Here is an 18,810-nt window from a genome sequence, read left to right as displayed (position 1 = left end):
ATTTAACTAATATATATAAAAAATTTTTATATTTTAATTATTGTATTAAGTTATATATTTATCAATATATAAAAATATTAAGAATTTTTTTTATAAATTAAGTTAATCAAATAGTATTTTTTAATTTACATAAGTTAAATTATTTGATTATTTTTTAATAAAATTTGATATATTATTAATAATGACAAATTATTTTTTAATAATATATTAATATATTTATTCTATAACTTGTGTGTACAAATGTAAATTTTTTTGGATATTTTAATGAATCAAGAGTTAAAAAACAGACTACATATAGCAATAAAAAATGATAATTGTGAAGAAGTTTGTAATATTTTTAGTACAATAAGTAAAAAAGATATTCCTGAACTTCTTTTTAGTACTATAGAAGGGAGTAGTATATTAGATTATATCTTAGATAATAAGCTGAGTGTAAAAATATTTCGTACTTTTGTTGGATACTATGATAACTTAAATTATGCTCATATAGAAGGAAAAGAAGACCATATAATTTTTTTGGCAATTAGAGCGGGATTAGATTACTTTGAAGTATTAGATGATCCAGAAATATCAAAGCAATTGCATTGGAATATTGAAAATAATCGTCATAGTAATCCGCTGTTATATGCTTTAAGTTTAGGTAAGCAAGGATCCGATATTACAAGTATGCTTGATATATTATATAATCGTAATCCATCATATATATATCATGTTAATAGTGATCAGCAAAATATGTTGCATGTGGCATCATTATTGGAAGGTAACTTTCAATGGTGTTTAAGCAAGTTAAACAAATTATCAACGTCTGAAGCTAACTTATTATTAAATGCTGTTGATACTCAAGGTAATGTTCCGTTAATGAATGTAATGAAAGATAAACCGTTATATGAAATATTTAAAAATATTCATCAAAAATTTCATGTAGATGCTTTGTTAGGACGTAATAAAGATGGTGTTTCTGTTATAAATTATGCAATAAAAAAAGGGGATCTTTCATTTTTAAATTTAAATAATATTGAATATTATGATAATAAAGAGATAAAAGATGAGATTTTAGCATCTATAATTCAATATGGTCGATTTGATGATGTGAATGCTAGTAATCATTCTGATATTGCATGTGAGTACGATAATTTTATAAAAGAATATTTTTGTAATAACATTGATTACAAATATAGTATCTTGTTAAAAGATATAAGCAAGGATGATGATAAGGTTTTTTGTTTTTTTAAAGAACAGTTAAACAAAGGTAATATATCACATAGAATTTTAGTAGATTATGCAGCTGAAGTGAATAATAGTAAATTCATTGAAGATTTGATAAGTGCTAATGGAAACTTTGAGGATTCTCTGGATATTTGGACTCCTCATATAATAAAATGCAATTTACAATTTGCTCAATCTGTAATTAGAAACAGTGGTAGAAACCTAAAAGATATATTTTTCTACCGTTCTAAGTTATCACCATATATTATGGAATGTTCTCCTGATATTTTGCTATACGTTATACAAAGCATTTGTACTTCAAATAATCAAAATGATATTTATGCGCTTAAAAAAGGGCTTAGAAGTTTATCACATGTACCGTTACTTGAAAACATAATCACTTCTAATTTAATAAATACAAAAAACCTTTTATTATTTTTGAAGGACATAGAGTCGAAAGAGATATTTTCTGATATGTCAGATAAAATAAAACATGCTATGCATCAAATAGTCTCACAAGGTAATATGGAAAAATTTAATACTCTGATAGATTATGATAATGATTTACTGTATATAGATAATCTCATAGATATTGCGTTAAATGCCGGGCATGTTAGCTTAGGCACTTATATAATTTCATTACATAAAAATAATGTTAATGAAATATTACAAAATGCACTTCGAAGTAATAATATTCTTAATCCTAAAGATTATGATCGTTTAAAAAAATCTGTGCTTAATGTGCTGTATTATGGTATGGAGTTTGAAAAATCAACTTTTCATAAAATTGTTAAGTTATTATCACAAGCAGATAGAGATATTGTATTAAAATATTCAAAAAATAATTCTAAGAAAATTGCAGAAAATACTCAAAAAATTAATTCAAGTATTCCTAAGAATAATACATCTATTCAAGTTTTTAAAGATAATATGAACAAGCTTTATAATCCAAGTAATAAATATACAGAACTAATTAATTTTAATGAACCTATAGAAGTATTTAAAGAAAAGTGTGAAAAGAATTTTAAATCACCGCAAGATTATACTTTATGTGATGATAATGGATTTGATATATTAAATTATGTTGCTACTTATGGAAATAAAGAACATTGGGATGTATTAGGAAAAATATATAAAAAGAATAATAAGTATAACTTCACATTTAAAAGCTGTTCTTATTTAGGAAATCCTTTTCAGTGTGCCATTATGAAAAATAATACTTCTATAATTGATCATATGCTATCGCAACATAAAAATGAGCATAAATTTTTGCAATATGGAAGAATGGAGAATAATATTCTTCATGCAGCTATTTTAGCTAAAAACTATAATTTTATTCACAATATATTTCAAATATATAATGATGAATTATTAAAAAATTATGTTTTGAAATTTTTTGGCAAAGATGCGACTAATAATTTTATTAAAGCTTTATTAAAGAATAACATTTATAATGATAGTCCTATTACTTTATTAATAGATAATAAATGTCACCATTTATATGGTGATTTATTTAATTATCTAAAAAAGGTAGATACACAGAATTTAAAGCAAGTTCTACTTGATTATAATTTTAAAAACGCAATAGTAAGATCACAGGATCCATATCTTATTACTCAATTATTTTATTTACAAGAGTGTTACAATAATCGTGCATTGGATAAAGTAAATTTATTAGGTAATGAAGCTGATTTATTAATTCAAGCATTTAAAGAAAAAAGAAAGGATTCTGCTTCTCATATTCTTTCTCAAGTTGAGCGCTATAGTAAAAGTGATAAAGAACTAGAAGGGCTATTATATAAATATTTAACAAAATTATTACAAGAAAATTTTTATGATCGAACTTTATTTGCTAAGTATATTAAAAGATTAAGCAGTACAAATATTCAAAATCTTGTACAAACATGTATGAAAACTGACAATTTGGAGATGTTAATTGATATAGACAAATCAAAATTAAGGCTTAATAAGAATATACCAATAGACCTATTACAATTAATCAATAATAACTGCATTAAAATTTTAAATTTTGCTATACAATCTAGTGATTATATGGCAGGTGTCGATTCTATTATTCAAAATGGTAATCTGGATATTAATAAGTTAATAAAAAACAAATATTCGGAAGTGTTAGAATTATTAATTAATCGAGGTTTAAAAGTAAGTTATACTCAATTTGCAAATATTGCTAAAGCAGGGATGAATGATGTATGCTATGCTATTTTGAGAAGGCATAAATATAAATTATCTGCAGGTACTTTATTACATGGCATAATTTTATCAAATAACTTTAGTGTGATAAAAGATATTGTGTCACATAATGAAAATCTTATAAATAATGGGTATAATGGTAATGATTTTAATTATACAAAAGAGTTAAATAAATTAAAAGAAATTAATAAAAATGTGAAATTTAATAGAGGATGGACATTATATAAATTTGCATTAGAGAATAAAATAGATGCCTCTATATGTAATTTTTTAAGTAAATATAAAATACGTAAATCTTTACAGCAAAATTCTTCTATTGATCAAGGTGAGTTTATAGATAGTAGTGCTATTGAAGAAGTTATAGAAAACATGCCAAGTGCTTCTGAAGTAGAAGCTATACAGCCAAATCCAGTAAGTATGGCTCAGCACACATTAGATGAAGGAGCTGCTAGTAATGGTGTAAGCGCTACACTTGATCCAGAGTTACCGCAATTAAATAATACAGCTCAGCATAAACTTAAAAGGGTAGCTAGTTCTTCTGATGTAGGGGCTACACAACCAAATAATCCAGTAAGTATGGCTCAGCACATATTAGATAAAGGAGCTGCTAGTAATGGTGTAAGCGTTACACTTGATCCAGAGTTGCCGCAATTAAATAATACAGCTCAGCACAAACTTAAAAGGGTAGCTAGTTCTTCTAATGTAGGGGCTACACAACCAAATCCAATAAGTATGGCTCAGCACATATTAGATGAAGGAGCTGCTAGCAATGGTGTAAGCGCTACACTTGATCCAGAGTTGCCGCAATTAAATAATACAGCTCAGCACAAACTTAAAAGGGTAGCTAGTTCTTCTAATGTAGGGGCTACACAACCAAATCCAATAAGTATGGCTCAGCACAAACTTAAAAAGGTAGCTAGTTCTTCTGATGTAGGCACTATACAGCCAGATCCAGTGTCGCTGAATCCAGGTGCTATAGCTCGGAGAATGATTGATAAGAGGTTTTATCTTATTGACGAACCTAAGGAAGAGATCTTCAAAGCTTTAAAAAAACTTGTAGAAGAAAACATAAATGCAGATGATATAAGGTTAAATTTAAATATAATCAATGTGTGTATGTCTAGGATGGAAGACATCGATAACATTACGTTTACTAAACTTAATGATAAACTTATACATATTTTGCAGTATATAGTAAATGATTTTGTAGATGTTAAGGATCAACTATTGTCTATCGATTATGGATATTTAAAATCTATAAATGGTAAATTATATCAGTATACTCCTTATATAATTCCATCATTAATTAATCATAACAAGAAGATAGACAAAGAATTAATAGATGGACAAGAAAACAACTTAGAATTATTACGACAAAGAAGAAAGCAACTACATAAAATCTTAGGACTAATTAATATACAAAATGAGGAAAGTAAAGAACTACTAAATATAGGAAAAGTTGTTTCTAATTTTCAAGTACAAGTGCTAAAAAGTTTATATAAACTTACACAAGAAGAAAGTGATATTAATATAAAGTTCCATTTAAATTTAATCTGCATGTATATGACTGTCATTAATAAGATGGATATTAATTTATTTAATAGTTTTAATGCAGAAGTTATAAAGATATTTTCTGTTATAAATAACATTCCGAATGTTAGAAATCAAATATTATCTGTTGATAGCGAATATTTTTCTTTATTAAATCTAAAAATGTTATTTGCAGACAAAAAAGATGTTAAAGCGCTATTATTTTGTAATGATAAAGTTGTGCTATCAGAATTACTGGAAATTTTTGAGGACTTCGAACATTCATACAGTGGTACCGATTTGAATGATTTAAAACGTTCATATATTGGTAAGAACTTCGAATATTTATATAATAATAACGATGCAAAGATTAATAAGAATTTTTATGATGCATATGCAGATCAATTTATAGCACTAATTGATGAATGTGTACGTGGATATAAAAAAGATAATTCTTTTAATGATGAAATAAATAATGAAATTGTATTTAGATTAAGAAACCTGATGGATAAATTTCCAATTGTAAGAGAGAAAGTATTATCCAGTGATAGCGCATATTTAAAGTCTATAAAACAAAAATTGACTGATTCTAAGTCAAAAATACCTGTAAGAATGTTTACAGGGGTATCGAAAATTTTCGGTGTTAAAAATTCACAAATACTAGGTAATATCAAAAATATTTATAAAATTTTTGATCAGATAATTACAAATTTACAAGATCTAGAAACAAATAATTTGGATAAAACAAAGGAATGCTTGCATAATATTATTACAGATATGAATACACTTAAAAAATTAGATAGTGATATTTTTTATACATTTTATACGCAAGCAGCTGCACCTAGGTTAATAGATATTGTAAGTAAATATCCAGAAGTAAAGAAACAAATGTTGTCATTTAATAGTAAGTATTTTGAAGTCATAAATCAAAAATTAAGTGATAACAAAAGGAGTAGTATATCTTCTAATATAGAAGAGTATCATAGAATAAGAGTACTAGTACTTAAGGATTTAAGTACACTAAAAACGTGTAATTATAACACTGGAAAGAAATATATTGATTTAATTAATGTATATATGACTGAATTAAAGGAATCAAATGGTACTTTATTTGATAAGTTTAATAAAGAAGTTGTGAATATTCTATATCATATGATAGATGACAATTTGGAGATTAAGCGTGCATTACATGATAGTAATAGCGAATATTATATATTAGTTAAGCAACAATTAGAATCTATCAATAATGTACAAAAAAACATACTCAGTAATATACGTAATTTAAAAATGCATCCTAATAATAATGAATATGTAGATAAATGTTTACATAATATTATTGTAAATGCAAATAAACTTAATAAGTTATTATTAAATGATAGTATTTTTTATACATATTATTGTCAAAAGGATATATTAGAGTTAAAAGGTATAGCAGAACAATATCCAAATCTAAGAAAACAAATATTGTCTAACAATAGTCAATATTTAAAACATATAAAGGACATTATTAAAGGTAATTTTTTTGTTATTACATCTTCTAATAAGCAAAATAGAGCACAAGATACTTCATTAAGTTCTTATGGTAATGCATCTTATAATCATCCTGCAAATACATTATCTGATATGTACGAAAAGACTCGTAAAATAAAAAAAGTAGTATTTAATAATTTAAGAACACTAAGAACGTGTAATAATGATCAAACAGTAAGGCAACATATTAGTGTAATTGCTTCATATATGACTGAATTAAAAAAATTAAACGCTAATTTATTTGGTAAGTTAAATAAAGAAGTTGTGAATATTCTAGATGATATTGAAAATAATAATTCAGGAATTATACGTGCATTACATGATAATAATAGCAAATATTGTATATTCATTGAGAAACAATTAAACTATATTAATAATATACGAAAAAACATACTCAGTAATATACGTAATTTAAAAATGCATCCTAATAATAATGAATATGTAGATGAATGTTTACATAATATTATTGTAAATGCAGTTATACTTAATCATTTTGTGTTAAATGATAAGTTGTTTTATGAATATGATTGTAAAGAAGATATATTAGAATTAAAGCGTGTAGCAGAGCAATATCCAAATCTAAAAAAACAAATATTGTCTCGCAATAGCTACTACTTAAGGCACATAAAGAACTGTATTAAAGGGGAATCTTCTGTTTCTCATGATCACAATAAAGTAAAAGATATTGCATTAAGTCCTTCTGACAATGGGGAATCTTCTGTTTCTCATGATCATAATAAAGTACAAGATAATGCATTAAGTCCTTCTGACAATAATGTAGATGCACAAAAAATAAAAGAATTTCTATTTGCTGATTTAAATGAATTACGCAGTATTGGTAGGATTAAGGATGATTATATAATGTCCAAACATATGTCAAAGATGAATATGTATATGGGTAAATTACATGGTCTGTTACGCAGTAATGAACTTAATCAGTTTAATAAGGAATTTGCGGGTGTACTATATATTATAGCAGATGAATTTCCAGAAATAAAAAACCAAATATTATCTAGTGATAAACAGAATGACTACGCTTTACTAACGCATGAGTTAAAGCATATTTATAAACTAGAAGGAGAAATGGTTCACTACATATCTATGTTACAAAAGCATCATGCAAACACTACATTTGTACAAAAATATTTAAATAGTATTGAGATAAATATAAATCAACTTGATGAGTATGGTGTACAATTAAGTAATGCATCATTTATGTATAAAGAAGTTATATTAAAATTAAGAAGTTTAATAATTAAGCATCCTCACATAAAAACACAAATATTATCTCATTATAATAAACATTTATCTTTTATAAGATCATACATTAGTAGTGATATGTATACCAGTGAATCTTTTCAAGTTGATGATGGACAAGCTCATGCTGAGTCATTGCCTTCTAGTTTACAAACATCTCAAGTTGGTGCACAACAAGTTGATGATGGACAAACTCATGCGGAACCATTATCTTCTAGTTTACAAACACCTTTACCAATAGATAGAACGACTGACCCTATTGCATTAGGTCCTTCCGCGAGTGATGAAGATAAAGCTTTTGAGTCGTCAAGAATAAAAGAATTGGTGTATGCTCATTTAAAAGAACTACGAAATAGTGATAGTAATAATATCATATACAAACATATGTTGAAAATGAATGTGCATATGATTAAATTGCATCTTATATTAGATAGTGATGAATTTATTCAATTTAATAAGAAAGTCACGAATACTCTATATACTATAGCAAATGCGTTTCCAAAAGTAAAAGAACAATTATCTAGTACTAGACAGGATGACCACAAGTTCTTAACACAGAATTTAAAGTATGCTTATAAATTGGAAGAAGAAATAACTAATTCTATATCTATGTTACAAAAGCATCATGAAGATGCTGAATCTGTACAAAAACATTTACATATAATTGAGGTTAATGTAGGGCTGCTTAATAAGCTTGGTATATCATTTGATGATAATAAATTTATTAGTAAAGAAGTGATATTAAAATTAAGTAACTTAATAATTACGCATCCTAACATAAAAACACAAATATTATCTCATGATGGTAACCATTGTAATGAAGATTTAAATTTCTTAAGATCATGCATTGGTAATGATACATTACCAAGAATGCAGGTTAATAATAGACAAGTTCATGCGGAGTCATTACCTGCTAGTGCACAAGCAGAATCACCAACAAGTAGGGTAGGGAATAATAAACGAAGCTCTATTGATAATGAAATAGTAGTAGGTGATTTAGCGGAAAAAATAGATCGTCATTTTTGTGATTTTATACATGATTTTAACAGCAATTATGCTAATAATCCTAGTGTAAGTGTTGATGTATGTAACTCATATCTAAAAAGATCTTTAATGTCAAGTTATCAAGATATGTGTGAGTTGGAACATTTAAATAATAAAGTATTTATAAAATTACAAAAGAAACTTTCAAAGATGTTATCTGACAATAACATACTTAACTATAATGGAAACTATATTAGGAAAAGTAAGGACTATCAATTATATGAATCTCTAATAAAATATGGAGTATTTGATAATTATCCTGGATTCATGGCAGCTATATGTATTGATGCAGGTATAAAAGATAATGCAGGTACCTATGAATTTATAAAGTTACTTGCAAGTATACATGAGTTGAGTGGTAATTCATTACTTAACGTGCCAAAAGCAACGTATTGTACAAGAGAAAATGTACAAGGATTATCAGTAAAAGAATTGATGAAGTACTTGTATTCTTCCTATTGCAATAATGCAGATGTAATGCAAATGTTGAAAATAATTCATAAAGAAAAACTTGATGATAATATTTTTAAATCTTCAAAAGAAGATAGAATTTTGCATTTAGCAGATTATGTTAAATCTATACTTGTTAATGTCAAAGATAATTATGTAGTATATGATTTCTTAGAAAAAAATTATATAGAAAATCAAGGTGATAAAGAAAAAATATTAAGTCATGTTTTAGATAAATTCAAGCAGGATAAAGACATAGACAATATTGGTAAATTTTCTTTATTTTTTGAAAGCAAAGTTAATGCTATTGACAGTGGTTGTTTCGCAAATCCAAATAGTGGATACGTTGCAGTAGCAAGACGTTTAATAAAGAAATATCTGAGTGAAGGATGTAGCGAAGATTTTATGCATGAACTCAGTGAGCATGATAATTTATTACAAGTGCAATGTATAAATGGCAAATCTATGTTTGAATATATATTATTGCGCAATGATAAAGAAACTCTTTTAAAACTTGTAGAAAAAAATATATTAAGTTCAAATGCTCACTCATTAAATACCTTAGTCAAATTTATTATTGAGTATGATTCATTATGTGATGACATGATGGTCAATTTATTTGAAAGTCTTTTGAAAAAATATCACAACAATGATATATCATACCTTTATGATATGATAAGTAATATAAGATCTGATAACGTAAACGTAGCACGAATAAAGAGTATTGCTGATGATAAACACGCATCAGATATTGCACATGCGCAAAAATTAAAAGAACATTGTGCTGATTATAAGTCAGTAATGAATTACGTAGACAACAACATTCTTCAGCACAATACTTTAGTTCTTAATAATATTTTTACAAATATTCTTCTTAATCAGGAAGATTCATTACGTTCTTTGCGTGAAATAATGAGTAATGATGAATATCATGTTATTGCTAAATCTTTATTAGTTACAGATATAGAAGGAAATAATATGTTACAGAAGCTATTTGCAGAAATTGCAGATAGTAATTCTACTGACCATGACCATAATAATAAGCTAAAAGCTCTAGAGAGTATTTGTAGTACAATAATTGACTGTTTATCTAATAGTTCTAGAAATAACAAGGAATTGTTGCAGGAAATTTTCTATAAGAATAGAAACTTACGTGGAGAAAATACTATAGAAAGTATTAGTAAGTTTTGTGACTGTTATGAAATTTTCTGTAAATTAGAAAGTAGATTAACACCAGATGTCATATCTAAAAATTGTAATCTTAACGCAATGTTTATCAATGCTTCAGGAACTGGTAATGATAAATTACAAACTCATATTTTAAATAAGTATGCTCTTGTTCCAATTATTCATAAAGATAAATCTTTTGGAATATCTTTGCATAATGCTGTTATGTCGGGAAATATTCAATGTGTTATCAATGTACTTAACACAGGACTAGATATTAATTGCCGTGATAATGATGGAAATACTGCATTGGAAGCGTTATTGATTAATATAAAAGATAAAAAACTTCCTTTAGATAGATATTATCACATGATAAAATTTTTGATATCTCATGGAATTGTTTTGCATACTAAAATGGATGATGACGATTTTTCTCCTCAATCTAAAGCATGTGATTTAATTGATAAAATCACAAAAGATAATGATTATATTTTGGATTATAGGAAGAAATATCACAATTTAAAGTTAGAAATTATTGATACAATAAAAGGTAGTATAAATCATGATAGAAGGAGTGAGTTAGATTATCATGTTGATTTTTGTGGTACAACAGTAAGTACATCAATAAAAAATGGTAAATTTAGAACTACTACAGCACTAAAAGATAAGGTTTTTACAGATAATCATCTTAATATTATTAAATTTAATTTTAATAAAGATAAAGGTTATGTACGTAAAATTGATGATAATAAGAGGGATTATGTTGTTACCAGTGGAGTAGTGAATTTAAAATTATTATGGCAACCAAAAGATCCTCAAAATGCAGGTGTTCAGAAAGTTAAAGTTATCATAAGAGAAGATGGAAGTATATCAGTAGATGAGAAATATTTAAAAAGTTGTGGATTTAATGGACAAAAGTTAAATTTTAACAATTGTAGAATATATGTTGGAGGTTTAAGTTTAAGTCAGGCTCTAAGTAGGGGTAGATGGAAAGAAGTTGATAATCCAGCTAAGAGTAAAGAACATGCTAAAGAATTGCTTATGGATAAAAATCTAGACACTGTTTTAGATGATATTGTTAATCAACCATCTGTGTTATCTGCACCTGCTAACAATGATAATCCATCAAATGTTAGACAACATGTTGATATAGGCTCTAATGGTGGTGATACAAGCACTTCTGATTTACCTATAATTACCAGGTTAAACAGTATTTCAGATAGTGAATCTTATATAACTGCAAGCAATAGTTTATCTGAACATGGTACCACTGCTTCTCACAGAGCAGGTGTATCCTTCGAAACTTTATCAGATAGATTAAGTATATTAAGCAGAATGCAAACTGACATTGAAAAATTGGAAGAGAGAAGTCCATTAAATACAGAGCAACCTTTTAAACATAATACTGACTTTCATAGTAATAGTGCAGCTACACCTGAGTTACCTGCAATAACAAGGTCAAGTAGTATTAAAAGTATTGATGATCTTTATCCTGGTAGTTTAAAAAGTGATAGTGTATTAGGTAAAAAACAAGATGGTGCAGCTGGTAAATCAGAAAATAGTAAAAATGTTGTATTAGATGTAAACAAAAAAACTAATACACAACCTAAGTCACCTGCAATACCACAAGATAGTAATATAACATCATCTGATAGAAGATTAGGTATATTAAGCGGAACACAAGCTGACATTGAAAAAGCTGACATTGAAAAATTGGAAGAGAAAAGTTTATTAAATACAGAGCAACCTTTTAAACATAATACTGACTTTCATGGTAATAGTGCAGCTGATAAATTAGGAGAGAGTACTGATACACCTGATTTACCTGTAATACCACAAGATGGTAATAGAATATCATCACTAGATGTTATAGGTGAAAAACAAGATGATGCAGCTGGTAAATCAGAAAATAGTAAAAATGTTGTATTAGATGTAAACAAAAAAACTAATACACAACCTAAGTCACCTGCAATACCACAAGATAGTAATATAACATCATCTGATAGAAGATTAGGTATATTAAGCGGAACACAAGCTGACATTGAAAAAGCTGACATTGAAAAATTGGAAGAGAAAAGTTTATTAAATACAGAGCAACCTTTTAAACATAATACTGACTTTCATAGTAATAGTGCAGCTGATAAATCAGGAGAAAGTACTGATACACCTGATTTACCTGTAATACCACAAGATGGTAATAGAATATCATCACTAGATGTTATAGGTGAAAAACAAGATGGTGCAGCAGCTGAGTTACCTGCAATAACAAGGTCAAGCAGTATTAAAAGTATTGATGATCTTTATCCTGGTAGTTTAACAGATGATAGTTCATTAAATACTGGACAATTTACTGCAAGTGATAATGATAGAACATTAAGTGATGTACAATCTCTTACATCTACAAATAGTATTAATGATTATTATGAAACTGCAAGTGATGATGATAGAACATTAAGTGATGTACAATCTCTTACATCTACAAATAGTATTAATGATTATTATGAAGATGAAATGAGCTTGAGAACAAGGTCAAGTAGTAATGTTTCCATGATAAATAATGCACTATTAAATATGTTATTAAGTGTAGATAATGCAAAAAATTACTATTATTTAGTCAGTAATGATGTACTACATAGTAGTGATGCTATATCCAAAATTATAAATAAAGAAGATATCGATTTAAAAAATATAATTGGTGCATTTGAAAGAAGTATTATAACATTAAGACAAGTAGAACGCGATACTAAAGTATGGCAAGATAGTCAAGAAAATATTACAATACATAAGCACAATGGAACAATATATAATGTTTATCATAAAATTTGGAGTACTATAGATCAAAGTCATAAGGAAATATTGAAAGAGTATGAAAATAATGTAAAACAGCTTTTTGAAGATGTTGTACTTATAACTCATTCTGATATTAAAATAAATTTACCGTTACTTTACAAAGCAGTTGAAAATTTGAGCAAAAATATAAATATAAGTAATTTAAACGCATATGAGAAATTGATGGCGTGTCAAGTATTGTTACAAGAAAGTGCTGAATTTCATGATATGAAGATAGTAAATCCAAAGTTAGATCATACCATTATAAAATCTTTGGTAGATAGTGTTTCTTCCATTTACGGTTATCGTGCACAATATAATTCACAGTATGAAGTTAATGACTTGACATTAAGAGAATTTATTTATAATTCTCAATTAAGAAAATATATTGTTGATGATAATGTTGTTCAAGATAAGTCTTACTTAGAGAATAGTAGCGATATTGAAAAATTTCTAAAAGATTTAAAACAACGCATGTTATTAGAAGATTTTACAAGAAATACATTTGTAACAATAGAAAAGGATGATAATAATAAGTTAAAAATAGATATTAATAACCTATCTGATTATGATGTACATGTTGTACAAGAGCTAAATGAATGCAAAAGTCTTGTAGAAAAGTTTTCTAGTGATATACATTATTCGCAATTAAAAAAGATAGAGATTCATCCGTATAATTTTATTAAAAGCGTCAATAATGTGTTAAAACATCATAAAATTGAAGAATGTGAAAATAGTCCGAAAGCGCGTTTAATATTAATTAAGCAGATAGTTAATACAATGTCTTTATATGAAAATCATGATATTATAGGTATAACAAAGCATAAGCCAGAAATTTTAAATGAATCATTTAATACTGTATCAAATGAAGATATTTTAAATAAGATCTCCTCAATTTATGGTTATAATGTTAATTTGCATATGCAGCATGATGCTAACAATTTACAATTAGCACAATGTATAGGTATGTATATCGATAATGATCCTATTATTAAAAATGATAGTTATTTAAAAGATAGTTTTTATGTTGAACAATATTTAAAAGCACAACATGTACACTTCAAAGATTTTACGCGAAAGGAAGAAATAACAATAGATGTTGATAATGATAATGTAAAAGTCAAGATGCATAACTTATCTGATTATGATGCTGCTATAACAGAAGAACTAAATAAATGTAAAGATACTGTAGAAAAGTTTTCTAGTGGTGTAGGCAATCTAAATTTATATAAAGTAAGTACTCATCCGTATTATTTTAAGAAAGTTGTTGACGCAATATTAAGAGATAAAAATTTAAAAAACTTTAAAAATGATACGGAAATACGTAAAAAATTAATTGAATGCGTATGTAATATTATTAGTGCTGATCAACAGCTATTACTTGATGATAGTACAATGCATGCTATAAAATTAATAACTGTTTTATCTCATAATTATGATTTAGGTGCTCAATTAAATTATAATGCTATTCTTGATAATAAAATTATCCCTAATGAGATAGTGCGTTCTATTAATGATTTACTCCCTAATAGACCTTTTGATCAAAAAGAGTCGGAAGTTAAGAATTTACAACGCCATTATGAGGCTACATCAGTACTATTACAACTTAAAAATTTAAATATAATAAGTGATTTTAGAAATAAGGAAGTTGTTTTACTTAGTAATAATACTAATGAAACTTTAAACGTGATATTTCCTAATTATAATGATAAAATATTACGTAATAATATGTTAACTTGTAAACGGATAATCTCTCAACTTTTAGAAAAAGTATACATAAACAACTTACATGGAGATATAAAAATCCATCCATATCTACTATATAAAGCAATTGACAAGCTAGTAATACAAAATAAAGATATAAATCTAAAAGATGTAGATGCAAAAAAATTATTAACTAATATTTTACTACACTGTAAAGTATATCCTGAAAGTTATCGTATATGTAATAAAGAAGTTGATTTTATCCAAAATATAAGTTCCACTGTTGTTACTAAGGTGAAAAATTTTGCCATGCTAATGTTTAATCCACAAGCTAAACTTGCAAGCACAACTGAGAAAGCAAAAGTAGATGCAAAGTTAAAAACAAAGACATGTGCAGAAACAAGAGAAGAAGCAGAGGTAAATGCGCAAATAGGTAACGCAGAAACAAGTACAAAGTTAAAAACAAAAACATGTGCAGAAGCAAGAGAAGAGACAGGGGTAGATGTACAACAAAAAGATAAAACACAAAAAGTAGTGGAATTAAATAAAGCAATGTCACAATTTTCTAGATCTGTATCTGTAGATGGACAAACAACAGATAAAAATGATAGTATTTATACCAGAGGTAGTAGGTCTTCTAGTGTAAGAAGCAAGTAGATCACAAATAGTATATAATGGTGAATTTATAGTAGAAATATACTAGGAAATAGTTAATCTGATTTAGGTAGTTAATGAATAAGAGATAATATTGTTATCTGTATAACTACCTTTATCATAAATCTTCGTTTCTCCTAAGCAATATACACAAGTCTACAGTTTTTTCTTGTAAAGAAAGGATATTATTTCTGTGGTGCGGATAATACTAATTTAAACTTAATTTTCAGTAAAAACAAGTAGTACATATAACAATGGTAAGTTTATATTTTTTAAAAACTATTATATTAATAAAAAATGCCAATTAATTTTGAATAATATTAAAATCTCATAAAAGCCATTGTTATTTTTTAAAAATTCCGCTATATAAACTATTATATGGTAAGTAATATTTATATATCACTTAGGAATTTAATTGAGTTGATTTTGTAATAATTTATGGCGAATTTAAAGGCTCTTACTTTACGTATAAAAAGTGTAAAATCTATACAAAAAACTACAAAGATAATGCAGACAATATCTGCATCAAAATTTCATCGTGCTCAGCAAAAACTTAACGTTGCTAAAAATTATAATAACGAATTATCAAAATTAATAACTGCTGGATATACTAATAAAATTCAATCTTATAATAAACAAGCAAGTACTTTAATAATAATATTATCTTCTGATAGAGGGTTATGCGGTAATTTTAATTATGTAATAGTACAATTTGCTAGTAACTATATTAATGATCTAATTAAAAAGGAACAAAATATAAAATTGATATTTATTGGAAAAAAAGCATATGAAATCATGCAGAAAACTTATGCTGATAATATAATAAAAGTTTTACCTCAAGTGAATAGTACATCAGATTTTTACTTTTTTAAAAACTTTTTATATCGCGCAAATGTAAATATCTCACAATTTGATTATGTTGAAATAATTTATAGCAAATTTTATAATGTAATGTTACAAAAGCCTGTTTTACAAAAAGTGCTACCTTTTACAAATGATAATAAAGACCATGGTTCGTATGAATATAACTACGACCCTGATCATATGACAGTTATTAATAAACTACACAGAAATTATATTATGAGTTTACTTTATGTGGCATTTTGTGAAAGTATTACTAGCGAAAATTGCGCTCGTATGATAGCCATGGAATCAGCAAATTCAAATACAAAAAATATGTTAGATAAATTGGTTTTACAGTATAATTGTTTAAGACAAGCTTCCATCACAACTGATTTAATAGAGATTATTAGTGGTTCTGAAGCGTTGAATTAAGCAATTTGGTATATAATATGACAAATAAACCTTCTGATTATGATGCAGAAATGGCAGTAAAAATGTTAATTTCATGGATAGGTGACGATCCAAATAGAGAAGGGTTACTCAATACTCCTAAAAGAGTATTAAATTTTTATAAAAAAATGTTTAAAGGCTATAAATGTAACTTAGAAAATGTAAGTGTTACTAGTAAATTACTTAACAGCTGTTACAGTGATCTTATCATATTAAAAAATATAGATTTTACATCTTATTGTGAGCATCATATTGTACCTATAAAAGGTAAAATCAGTATAGGATATTTACCAGATAAACTTATATGTGGTATAGGTAAAATTATAGAATTGCTAAACATTTTTACTAAAAGATTACAAATACAAGAAAATTTAACTATGCAAATAGCTGAATATTTAAATAAATTGTTACTTCCTAAAGGGATAGCAGTTCTTATTGAAGCAACACATGAATGTATTGCTTGTTGTGAAGAATATGATAAAAATAATTTAACGTTACAAACAAATTATATGTTAGGTATTTTTCAAGATGATCTTAATATAAGAAAAGAGTTTTTTAATCGAATAAAAATATAATAAAATATGGTAAAAATATTGAATAATTACTTAAATATTGCAGAAGATGCTATAAAAATTATCAAAAATAAAGGTGTGGATGGTGATATTATTATATATGATAATAATTCATTAAATGTATCACAGAGATTACTGAAACTTGAAGAAATTTCTTATTCTAATAATACACAAATTGGTATTAGGGTTATTGATAAAAAAAAAGTATCATGCGTATCATCAAATGATATGAATAAAATTGACGAGCTGATAGATATGGCCATAGTCATGGCTAATTCTGCTCCAGAGGATCCTCATGTTTCTATTGCTTCTTTAAATAATGATGATTCTTTAGAAATAGAAAATTTAATGTTGTATGATGATATAAATGTAAACGTTGATCAAATAAACTCTTTATTATACAAAATGGAAGATGCTGCCTTGTCTTACGATAAAAAAATTGTTAATTCCGAGGGTGCATCTTTTTCAAAAGTTAATAGTAATGTTATACTAGCTACTTCAAATGGATTTATGAAATCGTATAAAAAATCCTATACTTCTGTTTATATATCTGTAATTGCTGCAGAAAACAATAAAATGGAGGTAGATTATAATTATTTAGTGAAGTGTCATTTTTGTGATATTCAAAATCCATATAAATTAGGTAAAGAATCTGCAATGCGTGCATTAAGAAAATTAAATGCTAGAAAAATCAAAACTTGTAAATTACCTGTTATTATTGAAAATAGGGTAGCAAGTACATTATTACAAAGTTTTGCTTCTGCAATTACAGGAGATTCTATAGCAAATAAAACATCTTTTTTATCTAATAGTATGCATACTAAAGTTTTTTCGAGCAATATTAATATTATTGATGATCCATTAATAAAAAAGGGGCTTTCTTCTTATCCATTTGATGGGGAAGGAATATGTGGTTATAGAAAAGAGATAGTAAAAAATGGAATAATCAATAGCTGGATTTTAGATATGTATACAGCAAATCAATTAAATTTAGTTACTACAGGAAATGCCATTAAGCGTAGCAATGCTGCAGTAATACCAGGGGTAAGTAATTTTTATATTCAAAACGGAAATGTTTCTGTAGATGATTTAATATCAGATGTTAGTAAAGGAATTTACGTTACTGATCTTTTTGGATTTGGTATTAACTTGACAACAGGAGATTATAGCCAAGGTGCTTTTGGGTTTATGATAGAAAATGGAAAAATTACATATCCAGTAAATGAGATTACTATTGCTGGAAATTTAAATAATATATTTCAAAATATGTCAGTAGCAAATGATTTAGTTTTTTTTAAATCTATAAATTCTCCTACATTAAAAATTCATGAAATGACAGTTGCTGGAAGAGAATAAACAATTG

General features: G+C 26.5%; 4 protein-coding genes. All 4 read left to right on the top strand.

Translation table 11 applies throughout. From position 1 onward, the window contains the following. The first annotated feature begins 264 nt into the window (after positions 1–264). The 4 genes from NLO413_RS01060 (at position 265) to NLO413_RS01045 (ending at position 18,803) form a co-directional block, all read left to right on the top strand. Complete coding sequence (locus NLO413_RS01060; RefSeq protein ID WP_045808709.1) at positions 265–15,585, top strand: ankyrin repeat domain-containing protein; 15,321 nt, start codon at positions 265–267, stop codon at positions 15,583–15,585. Between the two features lie 435 nt (positions 15,586–16,020). After that, positions 16,021–16,857: an ATP synthase F1 subunit gamma gene (gene atpG / locus NLO413_RS01055; RefSeq protein ID WP_045808708.1), complete on the top strand. Its 837-nt coding sequence runs from the start codon at positions 16,021–16,023 to the stop codon at positions 16,855–16,857. Between the two features lie 17 nt (positions 16,858–16,874). After that, positions 16,875–17,450: a GTP cyclohydrolase I gene (folE, locus tag NLO413_RS04850; RefSeq protein WP_045808707.1), complete on the top strand. Its 576-nt coding sequence runs from the start codon at positions 16,875–16,877 to the stop codon at positions 17,448–17,450. 18 nt (positions 17,451–17,468) lie between these two features. Further along, positions 17,469–18,803 carry a TldD/PmbA family protein gene (locus NLO413_RS01045; protein WP_232295893.1) on the top strand — a complete coding sequence of 445 codons (1,335 nt, stop codon included), beginning with the start codon at positions 17,469–17,471 and terminating at the stop codon, positions 18,801–18,803. The last annotated feature ends 7 nt before the right edge of the window (positions 18,804–18,810 follow it).

This window comes from Candidatus Neoehrlichia procyonis str. RAC413, from assembly GCF_000964795.1.
In the GTDB taxonomy this organism is placed as follows: Bacteria; Pseudomonadota; Alphaproteobacteria; order Rickettsiales; family Anaplasmataceae; genus Neoehrlichia; species Neoehrlichia procyonis.
The sequence above is the reverse complement of the archived record's forward strand: the minus strand, read 5'-3'. Positions and strand labels throughout refer to the sequence as shown.